This is a genomic window from Pseudomonas iranensis, assembly GCF_014268585.2.
Lineage (GTDB): Bacteria > Pseudomonadota > Gammaproteobacteria > Pseudomonadales > Pseudomonadaceae > Aquipseudomonas > Aquipseudomonas iranensis.
Genome location: NZ_CP077092.1, coordinates 4427118 through 4450733, shown reverse-complemented (window position 1 = coordinate 4450733; position 23616 = coordinate 4427118). Strand labels below are relative to the sequence as shown.

25 protein-coding genes are annotated in these 23616 nt (G+C 59.4%); 9 read left to right on the top strand and 16 right to left on the bottom strand.

All coding sequences use genetic code 11. The annotated features are described in order from the left end of the window. Window positions 1-34: 34 nt before the first annotated feature. The 7 genes from HU724_RS19945 to HU724_RS19915 form a co-directional block, all read right to left on the bottom strand. Window positions 35-3679, bottom strand: coding sequence for a transporter substrate-binding domain-containing protein (locus HU724_RS19945; protein ID WP_186567885.1), 3645 nt, complete (start codon window positions 3677-3679; stop codon window positions 35-37). Window positions 3680-3687: 8 nt separating this feature from the next. Further along, a complete protein-coding gene (locus HU724_RS19940; RefSeq protein WP_016770847.1) occupies window positions 3688-4314 on the bottom strand; it encodes a response regulator transcription factor in 627 nt (208 codons plus the stop codon). Between the two features lie 372 nt (window positions 4315-4686). Further along, window positions 4687-6015 (bottom strand): deoxyguanosinetriphosphate triphosphohydrolase, encoded by a 1329-nt coding sequence (locus tag HU724_RS19935; RefSeq protein WP_186567887.1) that lies wholly within the window; start codon window positions 6013-6015, stop codon window positions 4687-4689. A gap of 69 nt (window positions 6016-6084) precedes the next feature. Then, window positions 6085-7248 (bottom strand): EAL domain-containing protein, encoded by a 1164-nt coding sequence (locus tag HU724_RS19930; protein WP_041478435.1) that lies wholly within the window; start codon window positions 7246-7248, stop codon window positions 6085-6087. Window positions 7249-7368: 120 nt separating this feature from the next. After that, on the bottom strand, window positions 7369-7707 hold the full coding sequence (locus tag HU724_RS19925) for a hypothetical protein (protein ID WP_016770844.1): 339 nt from the start codon (window positions 7705-7707) through the stop codon (window positions 7369-7371). Further along, window positions 7704-8090: a phage holin family protein gene (locus tag HU724_RS19920; protein ID WP_008079909.1), complete on the bottom strand. Its 387-nt coding sequence runs from the start codon at window positions 8088-8090 to the stop codon at window positions 7704-7706. Before HU724_RS19920 ends, HU724_RS19925 begins: the two co-directional genes overlap by 4 nt. Window positions 8091-8092: 2 nt before the next feature. Further along, complete coding sequence (locus HU724_RS19915) at window positions 8093-8407, bottom strand: ElaB/YgaM/YqjD family protein (RefSeq protein WP_016770842.1); 315 nt, start codon at window positions 8405-8407, stop codon at window positions 8093-8095. 299 nt (window positions 8408-8706) lie between these two features. Here HU724_RS19915 and HU724_RS19910 point away from each other — a divergent pair, with 299 nt between their 5' ends. Further along, a complete protein-coding gene (locus tag HU724_RS19910) occupies window positions 8707-9915 on the top strand; it encodes an ammonium transporter (protein WP_186567889.1) in 1209 nt (402 codons plus the stop codon). Here HU724_RS19910 and HU724_RS19905 read toward each other — a convergent pair. Next, window positions 9912-11624 (bottom strand): cation:proton antiporter, encoded by a 1713-nt coding sequence (locus HU724_RS19905; protein WP_186567891.1) that lies wholly within the window; start codon window positions 11622-11624, stop codon window positions 9912-9914. The genes HU724_RS19910 and HU724_RS19905 overlap by 4 nt on opposite strands. Before the next feature lie 198 nt (window positions 11625-11822). Between HU724_RS19905 and HU724_RS19900 the strand changes: the two genes are divergently transcribed. The 3 genes from HU724_RS19900 to HU724_RS19890 all read left to right on the top strand — a co-directional run bounded on the left by HU724_RS19900 (window position 11823) and on the right by HU724_RS19890 (window position 13450). Continuing rightward, window positions 11823-12062, top strand: a complete 240-nt coding sequence (locus tag HU724_RS19900) for a glutaredoxin family protein (RefSeq protein WP_122707244.1) — start codon at window positions 11823-11825, stop codon at window positions 12060-12062. A gap of 109 nt (window positions 12063-12171) precedes the next feature. Further along, a complete protein-coding gene (locus tag HU724_RS19895) occupies window positions 12172-12489 on the top strand; it encodes a hypothetical protein (RefSeq protein WP_016770837.1) in 318 nt (105 codons plus the stop codon). A 70-nt stretch (window positions 12490-12559) separates the two neighbouring features. Then, window positions 12560-13450: a pseudouridine synthase gene (locus HU724_RS19890; protein WP_186567893.1), complete on the top strand. Its 891-nt coding sequence runs from the start codon at window positions 12560-12562 to the stop codon at window positions 13448-13450. A gap of 82 nt (window positions 13451-13532) precedes the next feature. Here the strand turns inward: HU724_RS19890 and HU724_RS19885 are convergent, their stop codons facing one another. Together HU724_RS19885 and mobA are read right to left on the bottom strand one after the other, a co-directional pair. After that, window positions 13533-13754 (bottom strand): YgdI/YgdR family lipoprotein, encoded by a 222-nt coding sequence (locus HU724_RS19885; RefSeq protein WP_016770600.1) that lies wholly within the window; start codon window positions 13752-13754, stop codon window positions 13533-13535. Between the two features lie 78 nt (window positions 13755-13832). Next, window positions 13833-14435 carry a molybdenum cofactor guanylyltransferase MobA gene (mobA, locus tag HU724_RS19880; protein ID WP_186567895.1) on the bottom strand — a complete coding sequence of 201 codons (603 nt, stop codon included), beginning with the start codon at window positions 14433-14435 and terminating at the stop codon, window positions 13833-13835. Window positions 14436-14516: 81 nt separating this feature from the next. Here mobA and moaB point away from each other — a divergent pair, with 81 nt between their 5' ends. Continuing rightward, on the top strand, window positions 14517-15056 hold the full coding sequence (gene moaB / locus HU724_RS19875) for a molybdenum cofactor biosynthesis protein B (protein WP_016770598.1): 540 nt from the start codon (window positions 14517-14519) through the stop codon (window positions 15054-15056). Then, window positions 15040-16266, top strand: a complete 1227-nt coding sequence (locus HU724_RS19870) for a molybdopterin molybdotransferase MoeA (protein ID WP_186567897.1) — start codon at window positions 15040-15042, stop codon at window positions 16264-16266. The genes moaB and HU724_RS19870 overlap by 17 nt, the downstream gene beginning before the upstream one ends. 59 nt (window positions 16267-16325) lie before the next feature. On the opposite strand, the gene HU724_RS19865 is transcribed toward HU724_RS19870, so the two are convergent. Then, on the bottom strand, window positions 16326-16634 hold the full coding sequence (locus tag HU724_RS19865) for a hypothetical protein (RefSeq protein WP_016770834.1): 309 nt from the start codon (window positions 16632-16634) through the stop codon (window positions 16326-16328). A 315-nt stretch (window positions 16635-16949) separates the two neighbouring features. On the opposite strand from HU724_RS19865, the gene yegS reads away from it, so the two are divergent. Further along, window positions 16950-17867 (top strand): lipid kinase YegS, encoded by a 918-nt coding sequence (gene yegS / locus HU724_RS19860; RefSeq protein ID WP_016770833.1) that lies wholly within the window; start codon window positions 16950-16952, stop codon window positions 17865-17867. Here the strand turns inward: yegS and HU724_RS19855 are convergent. From HU724_RS19855 to HU724_RS19845, 3 genes are all read right to left on the bottom strand, one after another. Continuing rightward, window positions 17851-18510 carry a response regulator gene (locus HU724_RS19855; protein WP_041478445.1) on the bottom strand — a complete coding sequence of 220 codons (660 nt, stop codon included), beginning with the start codon at window positions 18508-18510 and terminating at the stop codon, window positions 17851-17853. The genes yegS and HU724_RS19855 overlap by 17 nt on opposite strands. Next, window positions 18507-19400 (bottom strand): sensor histidine kinase, encoded by an 894-nt coding sequence (locus tag HU724_RS19850; RefSeq protein ID WP_071173101.1) that lies wholly within the window; start codon window positions 19398-19400, stop codon window positions 18507-18509. Before HU724_RS19850 ends, HU724_RS19855 begins: the two co-directional genes overlap by 4 nt. A 464-nt stretch (window positions 19401-19864) precedes the next feature. Next, the gene (locus HU724_RS19845) at window positions 19865-20335 is read right to left on the bottom strand and encodes a hypothetical protein (RefSeq protein ID WP_186567899.1); all 471 of its coding nucleotides are present in this window, start codon (window positions 20333-20335) and stop codon (window positions 19865-19867) included. Between the two features lie 454 nt (window positions 20336-20789). On the opposite strand from HU724_RS19845, the gene HU724_RS19840 reads away from it, so the two are divergent. Both HU724_RS19840 and HU724_RS19835 read left to right on the top strand, forming a co-directional pair. Further along, window positions 20790-21725, top strand: a complete 936-nt coding sequence (locus HU724_RS19840; RefSeq protein WP_016770829.1) for a chemotaxis protein CheV — start codon at window positions 20790-20792, stop codon at window positions 21723-21725. A gap of 87 nt (window positions 21726-21812) precedes the next feature. Next, window positions 21813-22619 (top strand): MOSC domain-containing protein, encoded by an 807-nt coding sequence (locus tag HU724_RS19835; RefSeq protein ID WP_186567901.1) that lies wholly within the window; start codon window positions 21813-21815, stop codon window positions 22617-22619. 72 nt (window positions 22620-22691) lie between these two features. Here HU724_RS19835 and ppnP read toward each other — a convergent pair whose 3' ends face one another. Together ppnP and HU724_RS19825 are read right to left on the bottom strand one after the other, a co-directional pair. Continuing rightward, complete coding sequence (gene ppnP, locus HU724_RS19830; RefSeq protein ID WP_039759849.1) at window positions 22692-22976, bottom strand: pyrimidine/purine nucleoside phosphorylase; 285 nt, start codon at window positions 22974-22976, stop codon at window positions 22692-22694. A gap of 71 nt (window positions 22977-23047) precedes the next feature. Further along, window positions 23048-23590: a 3'-5' exonuclease gene (locus HU724_RS19825; protein ID WP_016770826.1), complete on the bottom strand. Its 543-nt coding sequence runs from the start codon at window positions 23588-23590 to the stop codon at window positions 23048-23050. Between the last annotated feature and the right edge of the window lie 26 nt (window positions 23591-23616).

The following is a 23616-nucleotide window of genomic DNA, read 5'->3' as shown; positions in this document are numbered from 1 at the left end:
AATGTTTAACTCACTGCTCAGCGTCCAAGCATAGTTAAGACTCGCTGACTGTGCCTTGATCGGCCAGGGTCAATTGCTGCTGCAGGGCCTGCGCCAGTTCGAGCATCGCCTGGCTGGTTGCCGCCCAGCGACGGGCAATCTCCTGTGATGCGAGCGCTTGCTCGCAAGCGGCCTCAAGCTCATCGCAACATTCGATCAACCGCGAGGCCTGCGCGATGCGTGCTGCGCCCTTGATCTTGTGCGCAGCCACCGCCAGTGCTTCGCGATCATCCTCGGGCGACAGCCTGAGCAGTTCCTCGCGGTCGAGGCGGCTGCTCTTGAGCAGCTCCACCAGCATGCGTCGGGTCTGCGCCGGGTTGTTACCGGTCAGCAAGCTCAGACTTTGCAGGTCGAACACCGAGGCCGGTGAAGCCGGCGTGATGCCGTCGATCCACTGTCCGAGCAGGGTCAGACTCAACGGTTTGAACAGGCAGTCGTCCATGCCGGCGAGCTTGCAGCGCTGGACTTCTTCCGGCTGAGCATTGGCGGTGAAACCCAGCACGGTGCACGGCGGGCGATGGTTTTGCAGTTCAAGCTGGCGAATCCCACGGGTCATGTCATAGCCGTTCATCAAGGGCATGTTGCAGTCGACGATCACCAGATCGAAATGATCGGCCTTCCACCGTTCGAGGCCGCTGCAGCCATCTTCGGCAATGCTGAAGCGATGTCCGAGAAACTCAAGTTGCTGACACATGAGCAGACGGTTGGCCGGATGGTCGTCGACAACCAGGACATGTAACGGCATGGTCGCGGGCTTGATCAACGGTTCGCTTTTCGGCGGATTCGCCTTTGCCGGCAGGCTGTCCAGCGGCAGCGATATGCACACCTGAGTGCCGATGCCGGGCTGGCTGCTCAACTGCAGTTGTCCGCCCATCATTTCGCACAGGTTGCGACTGATGACCAGCCCCAGTCCGGCGCCGTTTTTTGCCTGCCGACTGCCGTTTTCCGCCTGCGAGAATGGCTCGAACAAGCGCTGTTGATCTTCGGCGCTGATGCCTGAGCCGCTGTCCTGCACGGTCAGTTGCATCAATGTTCGACCAGCAGCGTCTGCCGGGATCAGGTCGAGGGTGATCCGCACGTGGCCACTGTCGGTGAACTTGATAGCGTTGCTGACCAGGTTGGACAGCACCTGCTTGAAGCGCAGCGGATCCAGATGCACATCCACAGCCGGGTGCGGCGGGTTGAAGACGACTTGCAAGGCAAGGTTTTTCTGCCGCGCGAGGCCGTCGAAGATGCGTGCAACGGAGGTCACGGTGTCGACCAGATTGATCCATTCCGGGGACAGGCTCAGACGTCCCGACTCAATGCGGGCAATGTCGAGGATATCGCCGATCAGCCCGAGCAGATCCTTGGCCGAATGGTAGGCCGTGTCGATCGATGCGCGATCGGGGTGTTGCGGATCGATGCGTCGCAGGGTCAGTTCGAGCATGCCGATCACGGCGTTCATTGGCGTACGGATCTCATGGCTCATGGTTGCCAGGAAGGTACTTTTGGCCCGGTTCGCCTCGTCCGCCTGTTCTTTGGCTGCACGCAGTTTTTCAAACAATTGGCGGCGTTCACTGATGTCTATCCAGCCGCCGATAATCCCTTGAACGTCACCGCTGGAGTCGCGGTAGGGAAGAATCCAGTGGTAAATCGTCAAACGGCGGCTGCCGATGTGCAGGGGCCGGTCGAGGATCAACGGAATGCCTTCGGCAATGACTCTCTGGTAATCGGCCTGGAATGCCTCGGCCTCGCATGCGTTGCTCAGGGTGCCCTGCATCACGCCTTTGCCGATGATGTCCTCGCGTCTGGCGTTGAACGCTTCGAGATAACTGTCGTTGCAACTTTGCAGCAGACCCTGGCGATCTCGCACGTAGATCGGGTGCGGCGTGCCGTTGACCAGCGAGCGCATGAACTCCAGTTGATCGTTCAGCGCTCGTTCGGCGGCCTGGCGTTGTTTGATCTGGTGGCGCATGTAGGCGTTCCAGGTCAACAACAGCAGCAGGATCAGGCCGGCGGCTGCGACCACTTGGTAGAACAGGCGCTGGTAGTTTTGCCAGATGTTCTGTGATGCCGTGGAGTAACCGCGCCAGCGGCCGTTGATCACGCCGAGCTCCTCGGGAGCGATGCTCAGCAGCGCCTTGTTGATGATCGAGGCCAGTTCGGTGTTGTCACGGGCGGTCGCCAGCGAGAAGGCTGCCTGACTGGTGCCGATCGTGGTGGTGATTTGCAGTGGCCGATCGAATATGCGCGATGAGATGAAATAGTTGGCGATCACCAGCGAGTTCACCGCACCGTCGACATGGTTGTCGGCCAGCATCGACACGGCGCTGAACGTGTCGGGGGTTTCGATCAGTTCGATGCCCGGGAAATTCTCATGCAAGTAGGCGACCAGCGGATTGCCTTGGGCGATCGCCAGACGCTTGCCTTTGAGTTGGCCCAGATTGGTCGGGCTGTCGGCGCTTTTGCGGGTCAGCAGCACGTAGGAATTTTCCAGATACGGGCGACTGAAACTCAGGTTTTTTTCACGTTCGGCGCTGGGCAGCAGGGCGGCAATCAGATCGGCTTTGTGGTTGTCGATCTGCCTGATCATTTCCGCATCGTTGCGGCTGCGCTGAACCTTGAAACGCAGGCCGGTACGCAAGCGGATCAGCTCTAGCAGGTCGGCGCTGATGCCGCGGAAATTGCCGGCGCTGTCGAAGAAGGTCAACGGTGCGTAAGCTTCATTGACCACCACGCTGACGACGGGATGCTGCTTGAGCCACTTTTCCTCACGATCTGTCAGCTGCAGTTTTCTGTCAGTGAGCAGCAGGTCGCTGCCGGCGCTCCAGCGCTTGGCGATGTCGTCGCGCTGACTGCTCGGGATCGCTGCGAGCACCGTGTCGATGATGCCCAGCAGCTGCGGATTGCTGCGCCGCACGGCGAAGCTGAAGCCATGGGCTTCCTGCTTGCCGAAGTTGGCCATACGGACATTGTTGAGATAGCCCTTGTTGATCATGTAATGGGTGGAGAGGGTGTCGCCGAGAAACACATCGGCCTGGTCGAAGGCCACCGCGTTGATTGCATTCTGGTAGGACGGATAGCAGGTGATCAGCGCTTTGGGATACAGCGCTTTGATCTCGGGCACCGGCAGGTAGTGATACACCATGCTCAGGCGCAGCCCGGCGAGGCCTTCGGTCAACGAGCGGGTTTCGTCCTCGCGGGTTACCAGTACGGGCTGATCGACCGCATAGGGTCTGGAAAGCGCGAGGTTGGCATTGCCTGCTTCGTAGCCGTTGGCTGTGCCAAGCAGGTCGATCTGGCCATCGATCAAGGCGCGAATTGCAGCCTCGCGCGAGGGAAAGCGTTGCACGCGAATCGGCAAACCGGTGGCCTGACCGAGAATCCCTGCGTAATCGGCGGTCAGTCCCTCGTAGTCCTGGCCACTGACGGTCATGTCGAATGGCGGGTAATCAGGTGCGGAGGTACCCAGTTTCAGTTCGCTGCGAGTCTGCAGCCATTGCCGTTGTGACGGCTGCAGGACAGTTTGCACGGCCTCGGTGGCCGAGCGGCTGAGCAATGCATAGTCCGGTGAAGCGCTTGGCGCGGCGAGGGCATTGGCGCTCAGGTACAGAACAGCGCTCAAGGCAATCAGGTAGTCCTTTACACGGCTGGGCATGCGGAGTCTCACACGAGTGCGTTACGTTTGGCCATCTCGATAAGTTCTACAAGGGATCTGGCTTTGAGTTTTTGCATCAGACGCTTTTTATAAGTGCTGACGGTTTTGTTGCTGAGAAACATGCCCTTGGCTATTTCCTTGTTGGTACGTCCCTGAGCAAATAACTGCAATACCATCAGTTCGCGGTCATTGACGGATTTGAACAGTTCAAGTTCAGCGTATCGAGTGTCGTCGGCGCGCACCGGATTAAGCGCTTGACTGGGGAAATAGTTATAACCGGAAAGTACCGCTTTGATTGCGCTGACCAATTCGCTCAAGTCTTCCTGCTTGCAGACATATCCCGATGCGCCGGATTGCATGCAACGAATGCCGAACAGCGTAGGACACTGCGCCGTCAGGATCAGAATCTTGAAATTCGAACCCATGGTGTTGAAGCGGGCCAGCACTTCGAGGCCGTCCAGCTTGGGGATGCTGATATCGAGAATGACCAGGTCGGGCATGCACTCACGGACCATCTGCATGGCATCGACACCGTTATCGGTCTCGCCGACGACCTTGTAGCCTTCATGTTCCAGGAGCATTCGCACGGCGAGGCGGATGACCGGATGATCGTCCACAATAAAAACGGAGTTCATAAATAGAGTCCCATGCAAGCATGAATAAAGCGCGCACCTTAGCTCAGATGCATGAGCACTCGCATGGACTGGTAGTGTCGCGACTACGTTATCGGATTAATCCTACGCGTAATGAGGAAAGAGACTACGTTGAAATTAGGTTCGGCGTAAGGAAGGGCGAGCAATCAATTGGCCGAAGATTGAAATGATCCGAAGGCCAATATTGATATTCAATTATTTGTCGGTGTTTAAAGTTGTGTTTAATCAGCGGTGTTTATTTGATCTGGTTAATGGGTCAAGCGTAGTTGAATCTCACCTGGTTCACAGGGGCATTCAGCAAAACTCTCATGGGGGTCAGCCGGTCAGATCAGTGACCGGCTGACCCCTCAAGACTCAGTGACTTGAACGCCCGGTCATTTCCAGTGCCATGTCACTGGCGTAACTGTCGGTCATGCCGGCGATGAAATCGATCATGCGCAGAAACGAGCTGTGCAACGAACCCTGCGGGTCCGGCGCGTTATTGCCGAGCAAATCGAGGATGCGCCGACTCTTGAACGACGGCGTGCGGCCGTTGTGCTGCTCCAGCGCGGCGCCGCAGAACGAATTGAGCAGGATCTCCAGCGTCGTGTACGCGCCGATCTCATGCAGGGTCTTGCGTTTGTCCTGAAAGATTTTCTTGCGCGCGATGTCCTTGGCGTTCAACACGCAGCGCTTCGCCGGCCCGTGCATGTGTTCGACCAGATCGCCGTGCAGCGTGCCGGCGAGCAGAGCATTCTGCTGTTCGACAAATGCCCGCGCCGCCGCGTTGGTCAGGTGCTCGATGGCCTTGCCGCGCAGGATCGCCAGTTTGCGCCGGCGGGAATCCTGCGGGCCGAGCTGGCGATAGGTTTCCGGCAAATCGTCACCGACCAGGCCGAGCAGCAACGACTCGACTTCGGCGTATTCGAGCAACTCCATTTCCAGACCGTCTTCGAGATCGATCAGCGCATAGCAGATGTCATCGGCCGCCTCCATCAAGTACACCAATGGATGGCGTGCCCAGCGCTGGTCTTCGATTTGCGGCAGGCCGAGCTTGTGAGCGATCTGTTCGAGCAGCGGCAGCTCGCTCTGATAGCAGCCGAACTTGTGTTTCTTGTAGCCGAGGGAGTCGGCGTGGCGCGCGGTCCACGGGTACTTCAGATAGGTGCCCAGCGTCGCGTAGGTCAGGCGCGTGCCGCCATCGAACTGGTGATATTCCAGCTGCGTCAGCACGCGAAAACCTTGAGCATTGCCCTCGAAATTGAGGAAATCACCACGCTCGGCGTCGCTCATGCCATCGAGCCAGCCTCGCCCGGCGGCTTGCTGGAACCAGTGACGAATGGCGTCTTCGCCAGAATGGCCGAACGGCGGGTTGCCGATATCGTGAGCCAGGCAAGCCGATTGCACGACCATGCCGAGGTCGGCCGGGTCGCACCAGTCTGGCAGCGCGCTGCGCAAGGTTTCACCGACACGCATGCCCAGCGAGCGGCCGACGCAACTGACTTCCAGCGAGTGGGTCAGGCGGGTATGAATGTGATCGTTGCTGGTGACCGGGTGCACTTGGGTCTTGCGCCCGAGGCGGCGAAAGGCACCGGAGAAAATGATGCGGTCATGGTCTTTGTGAAAAGGGCTGCGGCCGAGTTCTTGCGGGCTGTGCAGCGGCTTGCCGAGGCGTTCGCGGTTGAGCAGGGTAGGCCAATCCAAGGCTGATTCTCTCCGTCTGGTGACTGATCGCCCTAGCTTCCCGGTTCGGCTGCGCGCCTGCAAGCGGAACTACAGACCCGCCGCATCGATATCGATCAGCAACAGCCGTTCGCCGTTATCGAAAAACTGCCCCGCAGTCAGGCAGTACTGGTTGCTGGTGGCATCGCGATAGGTGTTCGACAGGGTCAGGCGGCGTTCTTCCCAGCCTTCGGCCAGCAGATGATAGAAGTACGGTCGCCACGACCAGTTGTGCCCCAGATAGCGGTCATCGGCGAACCAGCCGTCATGCCGCCATTCGAGGTTGGGCGTCAGTTGCGTGCCGTGGCGGTCGCACTGATAAAAGCGCAGCAGCCAGGGAAACGCCTGCAATTGCGGCAATGCACTGAGCGGGGCGCGGGCCTGCGCCCATTGCTGCAGAATCGCCATCAGTTCGCTGAGCTGCTGACGCATTTGCATCAACCGCCCGCGCTCGCTGAGTTTCTGCTTCACGTAGCGTTGCCGCAATTGCGCGAAATGCGCGACGAAAGCATCCGTAGCGAAGAACTCTTCCTGCGCCCGGGCGAAGAGAAAACCCTGCACGTAGCGCGAACCGCATTCCAGAGCAAAATTCAGCTGCGCTTCGGTTTCGACGCCTTCAGCGATGATCCAGCAGCCGGTTTTCTCGGCCATCTGCGCAAGTGCTTTGACCACATCGCTGCTCGGTCCGCCGAGGGCAGCAGCCTGAAACAGGCGCATGTCGAGCTTGAGAATGTCCGGTTGCAGGGCCAGTACCCGATCCAGCTGCGAATAGCCGGCGCCGAAATCGTCGATGGCGATTCTTGCCCCTGCGTCACGGTAGCGCCCGACCACGTGGGCAAGGCGTTCGCTGTTACCGCCCAGTTCGGTGATTTCGAAAACGATGCGCTGCGGATCAACCTCGTGTCGTGCCAATTGCTTGAGGCTTGGCAGCGCTTGATCGGCGCGCAGGCGACTGATCCAGCGTGGCGACATGTTCAGGCTGAGAAACCACTCCGCCGGCGCTTCATGCAGGCGGCTGAGGGCGTGGTCACGGATCTGCCGATCAAGACGGCGCAAGGCGGTGGCCGGGGTCCGTGGGTCGGCGAACAATGGCCCGACCGAGGTCAGTTGACCATCGCTCTGGCGCAAGCGACCTAATGCCTCGACGCCTGCGATGCGGCCGGTGGCGGTATCGATGAAAGGCTGAAAACAGGCGAGCGGTTGCCCGTCGATCACGGCAAGTCCTTAATCTTGTTTTTGGTTTGGCCGCGCTTGCCGGATAGGCACGCGGGATGGAATCTCCCGATAAGGAGATTCATCCCGGCGCTATTGCAAGAATGTAGCCAGATGGGCGCTTCAGCGTTTGCCCGAGCTGTGCATGACCAGTCTGATCAGCGGCCCAAGCGTCGTGCCCAGACGCAGCAGTCGCGTCAAACCGCCACCACTGCTGCGTTTCGAGCCTTTGCCGGTGAGGAAACCCAGCAGCGTCACCGCCGCCACGCCCCACAACGGCGCGTGCTTGATGCCGAAACCGTCCTGCACGTTCTGCTTCATGCCACGCATGCGCTGCAACGGTTGCAACACTTGTGCGGTTTCGTGGCGGATTTCCTGACGGTGCATTTCCATGCGCAGGCGGATCAGCGCCTTGCGCATTTCCCGGCGTGAGCTGTTGTGCGGAAGTTCAGGCAGGCTCATGGCAGCAGGCGCTCCCGGTCGTTGGCCAGCTCTTCGAGCGTGCCGTGGAAAGGCGAGGACTCATCGAAAATCGCCGCTTTGAGGCGTAGGCCGCAGAAGATCGACGCCAGCGTGTAAAACACGCACAGGCCGATGATCGCTGCCAGGCGGTAGGTGTCCCAGAAGATGATCATCACCAGCGTCGACAGACCCACCAGCAACAGCAGGGCAAACACCAGTGCCAAGCCCGCGAACAGCAGCAGGCTGACGGTGCGTGATTTCTGCTCCTGCAATTCGATGCCGAACAACTCGACATGACTGTGCAGCAGGCCCAGAACGGCAGCGCCGAGGCGACGTGTGGAGGAGGCGGTGCCCGCAGTCGGGCCGGATTCACCGATCGACATGATCAGCGCCGAGTTGCCAGCAGGCCGATCAGAAAGCCGACGCCGGCAGCGATGCCCACCGACTGCCATGGATTGGCCGATACATAGTCTTCAGTAGCGGTGACCGCCGCCTGACCGCGTTCGCGCAGGGTGTCTTCAGTCACTTTCAGGGTTTCCCGGGCACGCAGCAGGCTGTCGTGAATCTGGGCACGCAGCTCATCGGCCTGATCACCAGCGAGGGTCTTGGTGTGCTCGAGCAGGCGTTCGGTGTCGGCAACCAGAGTCTGGAAGTCGTTCATCAGGATTTCTTGAGCAGTCTTTGCCTTGATGCTGGCCATGGTGGATCTCCGTAGGTGGCTTTGAAGCGTTCGAGTATGAGCCTTGCGCGAAGGTTCAGTGCAAATGCCTGGTACAACTTTTGCTGTGTCTTGGTGCGTCGCTCGGCGTATGTGCGCTGTTGCCGGGCGTCCGAGCAGAAAACTCTAATTCATTTGCTCGCGGTTCGTGATCGGACATCGATATATGCGCCAAATCAGTTCATCAACCCTGCCGTTGGATATTTGATGAGTCGTAATTTGGTGCATGAAATGCACACATGAACCGCTTTGGTGCCTTTTAGCCTTGGGTCTGCCTCCTCATGGAAAATCTGCAAAGCGCTGTGGACACGCTGGTTCACAGCTCCAACACGTTGTTCATTCTGATCGGTGCGGTGATGGTACTGGCGATGCACGCCGGTTTCGCCTTTCTGGAGGTCGGCACGGTCCGGCAGAAGAACCAGGTCAACGCGCTGGCGAAAATCCTCAGCGATTTCGCCGTCTCGACCCTGGCCTATTTCTTTATAGGCTATTGGATCTCCTATGGCGTCACCTTCATGCAACCGGCGGCGGTGCTCACGGCTGACCACGGCTATGGCCTGGTGAAGTTTTTCTTCCTGCTGACCTTCGCTGCCGCGATCCCGGCGATCATTTCCGGCGGCATTGCCGAACGCGCGCGTTTCGTCCCGCAGTTGTGCGCGACGGCGCTGATCGTAGCGTTTATCTATCCGTTCTTCGAAGGGCTGATCTGGAACGGCAACTTCGGCTTGCAAGGCTGGCTGGCGGCGCAGTTTGGCGCGGCATTCCATGATTTCGCCGGCTCGGTGGTGGTGCATGCCGTGGGCGGTTGGCTGGCGTTGGCCGCTGTTCTGCTGCTCGGCCCGCGCAATGGTCGCTACCGCGATGGGCGCCTGGTCGCGTTCGCGCCGTCGAGCATTCCGTTTCTGGCGCTGGGCTCGTGGATCCTGATTGTCGGCTGGTTCGGCTTCAACGTGATGAGCGCGCAAACCCTGCAAGGTGTCAGTGGCCTGGTCGCGGTCAACTCGCTGATGGCCATGGTTGGCGGTACCGTCGCGGCGTTGATCGTTGGGCGCAACGACCCTGGCTTTCTGCACAACGGCCCGCTGGCCGGGCTGGTGGCGATTTGCGCCGGCTCCGACCTGATGCATCCGGTCGGTGCGCTGGTAACCGGCTCGATCGCCGGAGCCTTGTTTGTCTGGTGCTTTACCGCTGCCCAAGTCAAATGGCGCATCGACGATGTGCTGGGCGTATGGCCGCTGCATGGTTTGTGTGGCGTGTGGGGCGGGATTGCCTGCGGCATCTTCGGTCAGTCTGTGCTGGGTGGCCTGGGCGGTGTCAGCCTGATCAGCCAGTTGATCGGCACTGCGCTTGGCGTCGCGGTCGCGCTGGTCGGCGGTTTCGTCGTCTACGGCACGATCAAGGCATTGCATGGGCTGCGCCTGAGTCAGGAACAAGAGTATTACGGCGCCGACCTGTCACTGCACAAGATCGGCGCGGTGAGTCAGGACTAGATTTCCTCATCATTGGCTCCGGGATAGAAACCGTGGAGCAGGCGATACCGATCGATACGCACTTGATCGACCTTCTCCTGCACTTTGTGCGCGGGCAGGCCAAGCATGATCAGCGCGTGTGAAGCGAGCATCAAGCTTGACTCCAAAAGCTCCGGCACCACCTCGGTGGCGCCGGCAGCTCTGAGTTCCGCCGATTGGCTGTCGTCACGGGTGCGTACCAGAATCGGCACCTGTCGGTTGAGTCGCCGGGCTTCGCGCAGAATGCGCAACGCCACGTCGCTCTGATCCACGGCGATTACCAGCAGCCTGGCGCGCAACAGGCCAACCGCAGTAAGCAGATCGCCACGCGCCGAGTCGCCGTAATGCACGTCGCTTTCCGCGGATGCGGCTTCCTGCACCCGCACCGGATCGTTGTCCAGCGCAACATAGGCTTGCCCCGTATTGCCCATGAAGCGGCCAATGGACTGGCCGACGCGACCGTAGCCGCAGATCACCACGTGCTGGTCGAGGTCGGCGTTGAGCGCGCTGATCTGTTCGATCTGCGCTTCCTGATTGGGCTTGCGGTGCAGCACGGCGGCAATGCGCGGCGCCGCACGCAACAGCAGTGGCGTGAGCAGCATCGAACAGAACGTCGCCGCGAGCAGCAGGGCGCCCGGTTCGGCCGGCAACAGGCTGTTCTGCTGCATCTGCGCCATCAAGGCAAAACAGAATTCGCCACCCTGGGCCAGGGCCAGGCCGCTGCGCCATGCGGTTTCGCTGTCACTGCCGCGCCACTTCACCAGCAGCGCGACCACGATGCCCTTGATCAGCATCAGGCCGAGCGTCAGGCCGATGATCAACAGGCTGTGACTGACGAACAATTGCAGGTCGATCAGCATGCCGATGCTGACGAAGAACACGCCGAGCAGAATGTCGCGAAAGGGCCGGATGTCGGCTTCGATCTGGTGCCGGTAATGGCTTTCCCCGAGCAACATGCCGGCGAGGAAAGCGCCGAGTGCAGGCGACAGCCCCAACAAGTGCGTGAGCCAGGCAGTCAGCAGCACGATCACCAGCGCCAGCAGGACGAACAGCTCCGCAGAGCGCGAGGCCGCCACCTCATGAAACAGCCGTGGCAATAACCAGCGACTGGCGAGCAGCAGGCCGAAGAACAGCACCACGGTTTTGCCCAGGGTCAACGGCAAGGCCCAATACCAGGCCTGCTCGCTGGTGCCGGCGAAGACCGGAACCAGTGTCAGCAGCAATACCGCGACAACGTCCTGAAACAGCAACACGCCGACCGCGTTCTGGCCGTGGCTGCTGAATACTTCACCAAGACTGCCCAGCTCCTTGGTCACGATCGCCGTGGATGACAGCGATAACCCGGCACCGAGCAACAGCGCCGGCATCAGCGGCATGCCCAGGCCCATTAACAGTGTGCCGAGCAGCGCTGTGCTGATCAACACTTGCTGACTGCCGAGGCGAAACACCACCTGACGCAACGCAATCATCTTCGACAGGGAGAACTCCAGACCCAGCGAAAACAGCAGAAACACCACGCCCAGCTCGGCGACATCCGGCAGATGTTCGCTCTCGTTGACCCAGTCGAATGCGTTCGGCCCGACCAGTAATCCCACGCACAGGTAACCCAGCACCGGCGGCAGTCGCAGGCGCCGGAACAGGGCAATCACCACCAGGGATGAGGCGAGGATGATCAACAGATTTGCAAACACGGGACACTCCGCTGTCAGGGCGTTGGCCTCTGAAGCGTAGAGGCAAAAAGTCCGCGAGGATGACGCATTTGCAATTTGCGCTGAATGATTTGCGTCAGGATTTTGCGCCGGGAGCGCTGGGTCCTTTGGGCGCCGCCGGGTCGACGAGGGTTTAGTGGCGTCCTAGAATGGGCTCACTTGTTTTCCGGTAATGCCGTCATGCCTCCTGAATGTCAGCTGTTCGGCACCCTCGGGTGTCACCTGTGTGAAGTCGCCGAAGCCGAGCTGATGCCCTTCGTCGAGCATGGTCTGCTGGTTGAATTGGTGGACATCGCCGAAGACGAATCGTGGTTCGAAAAATACAGCTTGCGCATCCCGGTACTGCGGCGGGTCGACACTGGCGCTGAGCTGGATTGGCCGTTCAGTGGCGACCAGGTAGTGGCATTTTTAGGCTGTTGATTTTGCCTTGATCCTTCCGCTGGTCGCAGCGATACATCCTTGCGTTGGCGCTCGCTGAATTCTTCGGTTACTGTATGTCCATACAGCAATCGAGTCAGAGGGATGAACCGTGGTCAATGTCGAACAGTTGAAGAGCAGCGTTAACCGGATGTCGGTGGACGTGGTGCGCGAGGCCGTCCTCGAATTGCGCCTGGACGGGCTGGTCACGGAAGGCAAGACGCCGTTCAACAAGCTGCATTTCAACACCTGCTTTGCCGAGATCGAAGCCCTGTTTCAGCGCGCCGGTTATCACAAGCAACTGGATGTGGTCGGTTATCAGGGCCTGTTGTACGCGTTGTACGACCCGGGGCGTTGGGAGGCGGTCGATGTCTTGCGCTGGCTGAAGGAGTTCACCGAAGCGGCCGCCCTCAAGTCGATTCCGGCCTGATCAAACTGCGCTAGGTGGCTTTGCCTCACTGTTGGATAATGCCGGCCTGCATTGAGGATTTCTGTTTCGTATGACCAGCCCCGTATTTTCCGCTGCGCACAATCAGGCCAGCACCTTGTATTTGCCGCCCGGTTCCTGGCTGACGGTACTCGATTGCCTGTGCGAACACTTCAGTGCCATCGGCCGCGAACAATGGCTCGACCGGATTGCTCGCGGGCGGGTGCTGGATGCGCAGGGTCAGCCGATTGCGCTGGACTTGCCGTACAGGGAAGGGCTGCGCATTCATTACTTTCGTGAGGTGCCGGACGAAAAGCCGATCCCGGTGCTCGAGTCGATTCTCTACGCTGACGAACATCTGGTAGTGGCCGACAAACCTCATTTTCTGCCAGTAACTCCGGCCGGGGAATATGTCGAACAAACCCTGCTGCGCCGGCTGATCCGTCGGCTGGACAATCCGCATCTGGTGCCGCTGCACCGCATTGACCGGCACACCGCAGGGCTGGTGATCTTCTCGGCTAACCCGCAAACCCGCTCGGCCTATCAGTCATTGTTCCCGACCCGGCAGATCGACAAGCGCTACGAAGCGATCGCCCCGGCGTTGCCCGAGCTGAATTTCCCCTTGGTGCACAAGAGCCGCCTGGTCGATGGCGAGCCGTTTTTCCGCATGCAGGAAGGACCTGGCGCCAGCAATACCGAAACGGCGGTCGAGGTGCGTGAGAAAAACGGTGATCTGTGGCGCTATGGCCTCTACCCCGTGACGGGCAAGAAGCATCAGTTGCGGGTGCACATGACGTCGCTGGGCGCAAGTATTTGCAACGACCCGTTTTATCCGACGGTGTTGAAAGATGTCGAGGACGATTACGCCAACCCGTTGAAGCTGCTTGCGCAGGGCCTGCGCTTCTCTGACCCGGTGACCGGTGAATTGCGGGAGTTCGAGAGTCAAATCACCTTACAGTGGTAATGCTGAAACTGCTTTCCGAGCGCCCATGAAAAAGCCCGCATGACAATGCGGGCTTTTCTGTATCCGGTAACGACGCGGAGCCTTACAGCTCTTTAACGGTACGAACCTGATCCTTGTTGATGCGGGTCTCTTTGCCGTCCAGCTGCTGGAACTCGTAGAAGCCCGAATCATCATCGTATTTCGGGGTGTCGACGGCCTGGATTTCGCGACCGTCATTCAAGGTGATCACTGTTGGCGAGGAGCAACCTGCGAGGGTTGCCAGGCCCAGTGCGAGCATGAAAGTGGCGAGGGTCCGTTGAGTCATGAGTGTGTCTCCGAATGGGAAATCTTCTGGTTACTGAGCTTGAGACGTAAACAAGGCGTGAGAGTTCCTTGGATAATGTCAGTCTGACACAGTGTTGTGCAGATGTAACAATTCCGGGGTGTTGAGGTTGGCCAGTCGCGGGTCGTTGTCAGGACATTGCAATGCAACGGCACCGAGGCTGCGCATCACCCGGCCCGGGCTGCGTTCACCTGCATCCCAGGCTGCTTCGAATGCCGGCAACAGCGCCACGGGAATCACGCACAGCAGCGGTTCCCAATGTTCGCCGTGGCGCAGCATTAAAGGTTTTTCACGTTGCTGATCGGCAGTATTCAGCATGTCTTCGAGCAACGCCTTGTCGATTCGCGGCACATCACACGGCAACACCAGCAAATGCGCATGGCGCGCCGCTTTCAGCCCGGCACGAATACCGGCCAGCGGCCCGGGGAAATCGCCTTCATCATCCATCACCAACTGATCGGCGAACGTGGCATAGCGCTCGCGATTGCGGTTGCACGAGATGATCAGATCGTCGGTCAGCGGCCGTACCTTGCGCTGCAAATGCGCGATCAAAGGCTCGCCCAGCCACTCGATAAGCCCCTTGTCCTGACCGCCCATGCGCTGGCCGCGTCCACCCGCCAGAAGCAGGACGGAGCAGGGCGGCAATTGACTGTTCGAGGGCATGACGACTCTCCAGAGGGGCGGCGGAAAAATGAGCCGCTGTGATATAACACCGGGCTGTTTCCCCTACAACTGGAAGAGCCTATGAAAGCCAAGGCTGATGTACCTTTCGTGCCGCTCAATATTGCGGTGCTGACTGTCAGCGACACCCGAACCCTGGAAACCGATACCTCCGGCCAGGTCTTCGTTGATCGCTTGATCGCGGCCGGTCACGCGCTGGCCGAGCGGGTTTTGCTTAAAGATGATCTCTACAAAATTCGCGCGCAAGTCGCCAACTGGATTGCCGACGATGTGGTTCAGGTTGTGTTGATCACCGGCGGCACCGGCTTCACCGGGCGTGACAGCACGCCGGAAGCGGTGGCATGCCTGCTCGACAAGCAGGTCGACGGTTTTGGCGAACTGTTCCGCCAGATTTCCGTAGCCGATATCGGCACTTCGACCGTGCAGTCCCGTGCCCTGGCCGGTCTGGCCAACGGCACGCTGGTGTGCTGCCTGCCGGGTTCGACCAATGCGGTGCGCACTGGCTGGGATGGCATTCTTGCTGAGCAACTGGACGCCCGTCATCGTCCCTGCAACTTCGTCACCCATCTGAAGCAGGCGGCGCCTTGTGAATCCCGTGGGTAAGCCGGGCAAGACCGGCAGTTTGCTGCCTGTCGAAACGGCGCTCGAGCGTTTGCTGGCCATCGCCGATGCGTCGCGCATTGTCGAGCGCGAGCACTTGCCGCTGGCTCAAGTCGAAGGGCGGGTGCTGGCGGAAGATCTCATCTCGACGCTGGATCTGCCGCCGTGGCCAAACAGCGCCATGGACGGCTACGCCTTGAACCTGGCGGGTTGGCAGGGCGAGCCGCTGCCGGTCAGTCAAAAGGTGTTTGCCGGACAATCTCCACAACCTTTGGAGCCAGGCACCTGCGCACGCATCTTCACCGGGGCACCGTTGCCGCCGGGCGCCGACTGTGTCGAGATGCAGGAAAACGCTGAAGTTCAGGCCGACGGCCGAGTGCGCTTTCTTGAGCTTTTGAAAGCCGGGCAGAACATTCGTCCGCAGGGCCAGGAAACTACGGTCGGCGAATTGGTGCTGCAAGCTGGCACCCGGCTCGGACCGATTGAGCAGGGCCTGGCTGCTTCGCTTGGCTGTGCCGGCCTCAATGTCGTGCGCAAACCTCGCGTCGCTGTTTTGTCCACCGGCGACGAGCTGGTTGAACCCGGCCAGGCATTGGGCCCGGGCCAGATCTACAACAGCAATCGCGTACTTCTGTGCAGTTGGCTGCAGCGTCTGGGTTGTGAAGTGATCGATGGCGGAATTCTCCCGGACGATCTGGCCACCACGCGGGCGCGGTTGGGCGAGCTACAAAATGTCGATCTGATTCTGTCTACCGGCGGTGTCTCGGTCGGTGAGGCGGATTTCCTCGGCATTGCCCTGCGTGAAGAAGGCGAGTTGGCCCTGTGGAAGCTGGCCATCAAGCCCGGGAAGCCGTTGACCTTCGGCCATTTTCGCAACGTGCCGGTGATTGGCCTGCCCGGCAATCCCGCCTCGACGCTGGTGACGTTCGCCCTGCTGACGCGGCCTTATCTTTTGCGTCGCCTGGGTGTGCAAGCCGTCGAACCACTCAAGTTTGCAGTGCCAGCAGGCTTTGTCTGGCCGGTGGCCGGCAACCGTCGTGAATATTTGCGCGGGCGCTTGGAGCAGGGGCGCGCAATCATTTACCGCAACCAGAGTTCGGGTGTGCTGCGCAGCGCCGCGTGGGCCGACGGGTTAGTGGAAGTCCGAGAGGGCCGCACGCTGAGCGAGGGTGATGAAGTGAGCTTCATTCCCCTCAGTGACCTGCTGGGGTAACCCGTCTTGCCCATGCACGCGTCGGCTGTTAAGCACGGCGCGTGCAACGATTGATTCGGTCAGTTGCTGATCAGTGTCACCAACTGGTCGAATCGACTGTTGGCCACCCATCCCAGCAGTCCCAGGATGACAGCGGTTGCACCCGCCGAATACGCCAGACGGTGTTTGATCGTCCGGACATCATTGAGCACTTCGTCCATGTCGCGGCGCATGTATTTGAAGTGAGTCTCCAGCTCGCTGACTCGGGGTTCCATATCAAACTCTCCAGGGGTCTTGGCGCTGTTACAGAAGTCTGGTTTCTTGCTGGCACGACTTTCGGCGAGAGCGGCTACCGGGCTCACCGGTGCCTTGGTTTCATGGTTGCGCATGGAAGTACTCGCTGGTCGTAGCAACTGCACGCTTGCTGATTATTCCATTGCTCGATTCATGGAAATGAATCGCAGGGTATCCGTTCATTACCGGCACATCCTTGTGTTATTGAGTTGAAAGTTGGTACTGCCGGCACACGGTGACCCAATGATCGGACGGGGTCAATTAAGCCGATTCCTCTTGTTCCGTACGAAAAAATACCGCTGTGTAGGACGCTGGCCGTTTGAAAAGCAATTAATTGCCATCCCTGCGGCTTTTTTAACGCGCGCAGTGGTCAAGATGTTTCAATCGATTTCAATTCTTGGAGTGACGTTATGAGTGAACGCCGGGCACTGCTGATCTTGCATGGCAAACAGGCACTCAACGAAGATGTCCGCGCTGCCGTCGAAGCCAAGCGTGAGCAAGGCTGGGAACTGGCTGTACGAGTGACCTGGGAGGCTGGCGACGCCCAGCGTCTGGTCGAGGAAGCGTTGGCGGCCGGCTACAGCAAAATCATCGCCGGTGGCGGTGATGGCACGTTGCGCGATATTGCCGAGGCGCTGGCTCAGCATCCGCAAAAAGCCAGTCTTGTGTTGTTGCCGCTGGGGACCGCCAACGATTTCTCCCGCGCCGCCGGTATTTCCCTGGAGCCTGCTGAAGCCCTTGAGCTACTGGATGTTCAGCCCTCGGATATCGATCTGGGCGAAGTGGGCGGGCAGATTTTCCTGAACATGGCGACCGGCGGATTCGGCAGCCAGGTGACCGCCAATACTTCGGAAGACTTGAAAAAGGTCTTGGGCGGTGCCGCCTACCTGTTCACCGGTTTGACCCGGTTCAGCGAGCTGCATGCCGCTTATGGCGAGTTGCAGGGGCCGGACTTTCATTGGCAGGGTGAACTGCTCGCACTGGGCATCGGCAACGGACGGCAGGCGGGTGGCGGCCATGTGCTGTGCCCCGAGGCGCGAGTCGACGATGGTTTGCTGGACATCAGCATTCTGCCGGCACCGCAGGAGCTGGTCGGCACGCTGAAGAATCTGCTGAGCGAGGGCTTCGGCCTCGACAACATGTTTGTGCGGGCACGTTTGCCGTGGGTCGAGATCAAGGTCGCCGAAGGGCTGAGCATCAATCTCGATGGCGAGCCGCTGGAAGGCGACAGTCTGCGATTTGTTGCGAAACCTGCAGCGTTGCAGGTGCATCTGCCGAAGGACTCGCCGTTATTGGGCCAACAACCGTCAATCAGTCATCAAGGCTGATGATCTGCTCACGCACGGCGAACAGCACCAGACCCGCCACGTCGTAGATTTGCAGGCGTTTCATGATCTGCGCGCGGTGGGTTTCGACGGTCTTGACGCTCAAGCCCAGACCGTTGGCAATTTCCCGGGTCGATTTGCCGCGCACGATCAGGCGAAGGATTTCCAGCTGGCGCGCGGTCAGATTGTGCGAATCGGCGATGTCCGGCTGGCTTTTCTGGTTTCGGGTCAGTGCCTGATTGATCACCGTATGAGCGATGGCCGGGCTGAGGTAGCGTTCGTTGTTGCGCAGGGCTTCCAGCGCGTGCTCGAGCTCGGTGGCCGTGGTGTCCTTGAGCAGGTAGCCATGGGCACCGGACTCCAGCGCCTGCATGATCAGCGCCGGATCGGTGTGCATCGACAGAATCAGCACTTTGCTCTGCGGCCGCACGCGCTTGAGCCGTTGCAGCGCTTCCAGGCCACCGGTTTCTCTCATCGAGATGTCCAGCAATACGATGTCCGGGCTCAATTGCTCGACCATTTCAAGCAATTGCGAACCATCACTGGCTTCGCCGATTACCGCGTAACCGGGAATATCCAGTACCAGAGCGCGCACGCCGGCTCTGATCAGCGAGTGGTCATCCACCAGAAGTAAGTTACAAGTCAACGCATAACCTTATTCGTACTGGCCCGTTCGAGTGCCCGAGGCGCCCACGGGAATAGTGCTTCGATTCGAGTGCCTTTGCCCGGCTCGCTGATAACGCTCAATGTGCCGCCCAGTTGTTCGATACGCTCGGCCATTCCGGCCATGCCGCGTTGGCCTTCTCTGGCCGGGTCGGCCGCCGGAGCAAAACCCAGGCCGTCATCACTGATCAACAGCGTCAGACCTTGCGGCAATCGCTGTACCCGAATCAACAGGTTTTTTGCCTGTGCGTGCCGGAGGATGTTGGTCACGGCTTCCTGGGCGATGCGAAACGCCGCGACGGCCATTTCCTCGGGAATGCCGTTGAGCCGTTGCTGGCAATCGAGACTCCAGTTGACCGGCGTGTTGGCCAGTGTCTTGAGCAAGTGCGCACGCAGGCTGGCTTCAAGGCCCAGGCTGGTCAATTGACGTGGATTGAGAATCGCCGAGACGTCCCGTACCTTGTTCAGGGTTTCATCCAGCGTGTCGCAGAGCACCTTGCATTGTTCCTGCAGATCTTCCGGCAGGCGGCGTTTGAGCCAGTCACTTTGCAGCTTGGCGGCGGTGAGCAACTGGCCGATATCGTCGTGCAATTCACGGCTGAGGCGATGGCGCTCGTTTTCCTGGACTTGCAGCAGTCGATCAGCCAGCTCTTGTGGCTGAAACTTGATCGATTTGCGCGACAAGCGATATTGCACCCAGACGCACGCGGTGGCGGCAACGTCGAGTGCCAGCAATCCCAAGGGCAGGCGTGCGGAAACAACATACGCCAGCAGACTGCCCAAGGTCGCCAGAACACACAGAACAAGTGTGAAGCGCCGGGCGTTTTCCCGAGAAGGTGGCCATGTAATGAGTGACTTCAGACTGGCGTACATAACGGATGGAGCCAATGGATGTTCGCTGCGGGCAGACCGACCGGTGACTGGCGGATCTCTGTGTGGAAATACTGTCAATTATGTTATTGATTCATACCGCATTCGTTAAGCAATCATTGACCGGCAATAACATTGCTAATGAAACGCTGGAGTCACTGTGCCATTAAACGGCAGGTAATTAACCGGCGGCATAATACCACTTAACATACCGTTGGTCGCGGTCACTATATATGTCCATTCAGTCAGGAAATACCGGATCGTGGACGCAAGTTCCATATTGGAAAAAGTTGGAGTTCTTGTAGTTGGACGACTTCGATTTTGCCTGGAAGTGTCTCTGGGAGCACACAGGGAAAACCCTGATGGCGGCATCTGGAAATCAGCCGTTGGTCGGGCAGATTATTTGCCCCGGATTGTCGCTTTCAGGTACGAAGCATTCATTTGCGACAATATCGCGGATTGCAGGCTTAAGCCTGATGCGCGGTAAAGGGCGAAGAGAGCAAACGTTTGCTCATCATCTTCGGCTCGAACGTGTCCTGGCCCATTTGTGCCGCGAAGGCCTCAAGCAGGGCTGTCTGCTCGCTGCCATCAAGACTCAGTTGTCCGGTTTTATGATCGACCAGCTCAAGCTGCCATGCCATCAGGGTGAAACAGTCTCGCAAGGCATCGAGGGCCTGTTCGTGCAGGTCGACGCGATCCTGGGTCAGATTCAGCAGACTGTAGATGTGCAGGGAAAACTCGGAGATTGCTTCCAGTGCCAAGGCTTCGGCGCGGCCAGCAAGCTTCAGCAGAGTGCCGAGCATGCAGTCGATGGCATCCTTGTCATTGCTGATCAGTTGCAGATGGCTCAGGCATTCTTCGGACTTGGCGAGAAGCGTTTCGGCCTCGACCAGAAATTCGGGGAAGCGTTGCGCCCAGTCTTTACGGTCGATTGGCATGTTCATCTCCACCACGTCGTGTTGGTTGACGGATGGCCGTGTGTGGCGACGATCGTGAATCGTCGGCAGATCGCGCCCGGCGGTGCAGGTGCACGGACCGAGGGGTTCCAGAGGGTGGGTTGCCACTGAATTGCGATCGCACACAATAGCCTGACTCCGTTCATGCAATGAGAATGGCGTCACAGTAATGGCTATTGGAAATGGCGAATATCAGGTTGGGCCTGATTGATCCTAGGGGAATCCCTTAGGCGCGGGAACCTAACGTGCAAACCGAGGTCGCGCCGCAATGAATCTAGCAGATGAAATCACGATTGCCAGTAAAGCATGATGTCAGTGTGACATCAATGGCCGTTTGTGGCATTTTTAGCGGCGCGCTTTACAGCAATCAAGATTAGCTGAATGCAGCCGATAAACCCCCATAGTGAATTCATCAGAACAAGCCCAGGAGTCATTGATGGCCGGCATTCTCGACACGGTAGACCAACGCACGCAACTGGTGGGTGAGAATCGCCTGGAAATCCTCATGTTTCGCCTGGCCGGACGCCAGCTGTTCGCGATCAACGTGTTCAAGGTTCAGGAAGTGCTGCAACTGCCCAAGCTGACCCTGATGCCGCAGCGTCATCCTTTCGTCTGCGGCGTGGTCAATCTGCGCGGACAGACCTTGCCGGTGATCGACCTGTCCCAGGCAATCGGTATGCGCCCGCTGGTGCCGGGCCCGAACAGCACGATCATCGTCACCGAATACAACCGTTCGGTGCAGGCCTTCCTCGTCGGCGGTGTCGACCGCATCGTCAACATGAACTGGGAAGCCATTCTGCCGCCGCCGACCAGTGCCGGCCGCCAGCATTATCTGACCGCGATCAGCAAGGTCGACGATCAACTGGTGGAGATCATCGACGTCGAGAAAGTCCTCGCTGAAATCGTCCCGTACAACGCCAAGGTCTCGCGCGAGAAACTCGACGACCCGGTACTGGAGCGCGCCCGTGGCCGCGAAGTGTTGTTGGTGGACGACTCCAACGTAGCGCTATCGCAATTGCGCGATACCCTCGGCCAGCTTGGGGTGAAAATGCACATTGCCAGCGACGGTCTGAAAGCCTTGAACATGCTCAAGGCCTGGGCCGATACCGGCGTGCACATGACTGACAAACTGCTGATGATTTTCACCGACGCGGAAATGCCGGAAATGGACGGTTATCGCCTGACCACGGAGATCCGCAACGACCCTCGCCTGCGTGGCCTGTACGTCGTACTGCACACCTCGCTGTCCGGCAGTTTCAACGACTCGATGGTGAAGAAGGTCGGTTGCGACAACTTCCTCTCCAAATTCCAGCCGGACAAACTGGTCGACGTGGTGCGCCAGCGTCTGATGCTCGACGCCGTGCCGGCCTGACCACACACCCATTGTAGAAGTGAGCATGGTCTTTGATTCCAGATCGAGCTCGTATAGGGTGGCGTTTTTCCTCCAAGGAAGCTGGCCATGCTGCGTCTGAGCGCGCTTTATCGTTACCCGTTGAAATCCGGCAAGGGCGAAATCCTGCAAAGCATCGAGCTGGACAAGCTCGGGCTGGCGGGCGACCGACGCTGGATGCTGGTGGACGAGGCCAGCGGGCGCTTTCTGACCCAGCGTGCCGAAGCGAGGATGAGTCAGTTGTCGGCGTTATGGAATGCCAGCGGCGGTCTGACCCTCAGCGCTCCCGAGCAGGGATCTATCGAAGTCGCGCTGCCCGCTGCCGACGCCGAGCTGCGCGGTGTGACGATCTGGCGTGACACCCTGCGGGTGCCGGACGCCGGTGATCAAGCCGCGCGGTTTATCAGCGACTTCCTCGGCAAGCCGACACGTCTGGTGCAGATGCCGCTGGAGCGGGCACGCACCACGCAGTCGGGTTTCGGCAAGGACGACGATCAAGTGGCGTTCGCCGACGGTTATCCATTGCTGCTGATCGGCGAAGCTTCGCGGCTGGCGCTCTCGGAAACGGTAGGGCGAGAGCTGGAGATGCTGCGCTTCCGTCCGAATCTGGTGATCGAAGGCAGCGCGCCTTACGCCGAGGACCAATGGAAACGCATTCGCATCGGCGATATCGAATTCCGCGTGGTCAAGCCATGTGCGCGTTGCATCATGACGACCGTCGACCCGCAAACCGGTGAGCGCAGCACCGATCGTGAGCCGTTCGCGACGTTGCAGAAACACCGCAGCACCGCCGATGGCGCGATGTTCGGGCAGAATCTGGTCAATGACGGCAACGGGCGCCTGGAAGTCGGCATGCCGGTGGAAATTCTCGAATAGAGTTTCCCTGAAACGAAAAATGCCCGGGTCTTTTGGACGCGGGCATTTTTTTGCGCTGTGAAACCGGCGGGATCAGCCGCGGTATTCGCACAGGTAAGCGGTATCGACCGCGACCTTCAGCTGGAACTTGCTGTTGGCCGGGACGTTGAACTGGCTGCCGGCGGCGAAGGTTTCCCAGTCGCTGCTGTCTGGCAGTTTTACGCTCAGCGCGCCGGAAACCACATGCATGATCTCGCGCTGGCTGGTGCCGAATTCGTATTCGCCCGGGGCCATGACGCCAATGGTCGCCGGACCTTCAGCGGTGCCAAAGGCGATCGACTTGACGGTGCCGTCGAAGTACTCGTTGACTTTAAACATGGGCGGATTCCTCGAAAAGGGCTTAAAAGGGGGCGGCCAGTATGCACAAGGCTTTTCGCGCCGTCACGCGCCTAAAGCGGCAGGACCAGCGGCAATAACCGTGCGGTATTGCGGGCATCTTCCAGCGCGCGATGTTGTTGGCCGTTGAACTGCATGCCCGCCAGTTGCAGCGCGCCATTGAGCCCCAACGGTCGTTCCAGGCGCCGGGCCTTGGCGAAGCGCTGCTTGAGGTTCATGTGCGGGACTTTGCTCAGGCCGCTGTCGATGTTCAGGCGTTGCCACTCCTGCAGCAATTGCTGGCGATCGTAACCGCCCCAACTGGCCCAGCCTTCCAGACGGGTTTGATGCTGCGCGAGCCAACGCTCAAAGGCCGGCCAGACCTCGCTCAGCGGTTGCGCCGAATCGATGTTGGCCTGGGTGATGTGTGTCAGCTCCCGACAGAATGGCGTCAGCAATGGCCGGCGGGTCGGTTTGACGAAGCGCTGGAAGTGATCCTGCTCGCGCCCGGCGCGGTCGACCAGGGTCGCACCGATCTCGATAATTTCCATTTCCGTGACCGGCCAGCCACCCTCGTCTGTGGTGGCTTCCAGATCTATGACCAGCCAATGGGGCATCGCAGGGTTCCTGATTTCCGCGTTCT

What these genes read in the sequence shown, in the direction of transcription:
- HU724_RS19945 (WP_186567885.1), bottom strand. Translation starts at nt 3,679, where the DNA reads ATGCCCAGCCGTGTAAAGGACTACCTGATTGCCTTGAGCGCTGTTCTG.
- HU724_RS19940 (WP_016770847.1), bottom strand. Translation starts at nt 4,314, where the DNA reads ATGAACTCCGTTTTTATTGTGGACGATCATCCGGTCATCCGCCTCGCC.
- HU724_RS19925 (WP_016770844.1), bottom strand. Translation starts at nt 7,707, where the DNA reads ATGAGCCTGCCTGAACTTCCGCACAACAGCTCACGCCGGGAAATGCGC.
- HU724_RS19920 (WP_008079909.1), bottom strand. Translation starts at nt 8,090, where the DNA reads ATGTCGATCGGTGAATCCGGCCCGACTGCGGGCACCGCCTCCTCCACA.
- HU724_RS19915 (WP_016770842.1), bottom strand. Translation starts at nt 8,407, where the DNA reads ATGGCCAGCATCAAGGCAAAGACTGCTCAAGAAATCCTGATGAACGAC.
- HU724_RS19910 (WP_186567889.1), top strand. Translation starts at nt 8,707, where the DNA reads ATGGAAAATCTGCAAAGCGCTGTGGACACGCTGGTTCACAGCTCCAAC.
- HU724_RS19900 (WP_122707244.1), top strand. Translation starts at nt 11,823, where the DNA reads ATGCCTCCTGAATGTCAGCTGTTCGGCACCCTCGGGTGTCACCTGTGT.
- HU724_RS19890 (WP_186567893.1), top strand. Translation starts at nt 12,560, where the DNA reads ATGACCAGCCCCGTATTTTCCGCTGCGCACAATCAGGCCAGCACCTTG.
- HU724_RS19885 (WP_016770600.1), bottom strand. Translation starts at nt 13,754, where the DNA reads ATGACTCAACGGACCCTCGCCACTTTCATGCTCGCACTGGGCCTGGCA.
- mobA (WP_186567895.1), bottom strand. Translation starts at nt 14,435, where the DNA reads ATGCCCTCGAACAGTCAATTGCCGCCCTGCTCCGTCCTGCTTCTGGCG.
- moaB (WP_016770598.1), top strand. Translation starts at nt 14,517, where the DNA reads ATGAAAGCCAAGGCTGATGTACCTTTCGTGCCGCTCAATATTGCGGTG.
- HU724_RS19865 (WP_016770834.1), bottom strand. Translation starts at nt 16,634, where the DNA reads ATGCGCAACCATGAAACCAAGGCACCGGTGAGCCCGGTAGCCGCTCTC.
- yegS (WP_016770833.1), top strand. Translation starts at nt 16,950, where the DNA reads ATGAGTGAACGCCGGGCACTGCTGATCTTGCATGGCAAACAGGCACTC.
- HU724_RS19850 (WP_071173101.1), bottom strand. Translation starts at nt 19,400, where the DNA reads ATGTACGCCAGTCTGAAGTCACTCATTACATGGCCACCTTCTCGGGAA.
- HU724_RS19845 (WP_186567899.1), bottom strand. Translation starts at nt 20,335, where the DNA reads ATGCCAATCGACCGTAAAGACTGGGCGCAACGCTTCCCCGAATTTCTG.
- HU724_RS19840 (WP_016770829.1), top strand. Translation starts at nt 20,790, where the DNA reads ATGGCCGGCATTCTCGACACGGTAGACCAACGCACGCAACTGGTGGGT.
- HU724_RS19835 (WP_186567901.1), top strand. Translation starts at nt 21,813, where the DNA reads ATGCTGCGTCTGAGCGCGCTTTATCGTTACCCGTTGAAATCCGGCAAG.
- ppnP (WP_039759849.1), bottom strand. Translation starts at nt 22,976, where the DNA reads ATGTTTAAAGTCAACGAGTACTTCGACGGCACCGTCAAGTCGATCGCC.
- HU724_RS19825 (WP_016770826.1), bottom strand. Translation starts at nt 23,590, where the DNA reads ATGCCCCATTGGCTGGTCATAGATCTGGAAGCCACCACAGACGAGGGT.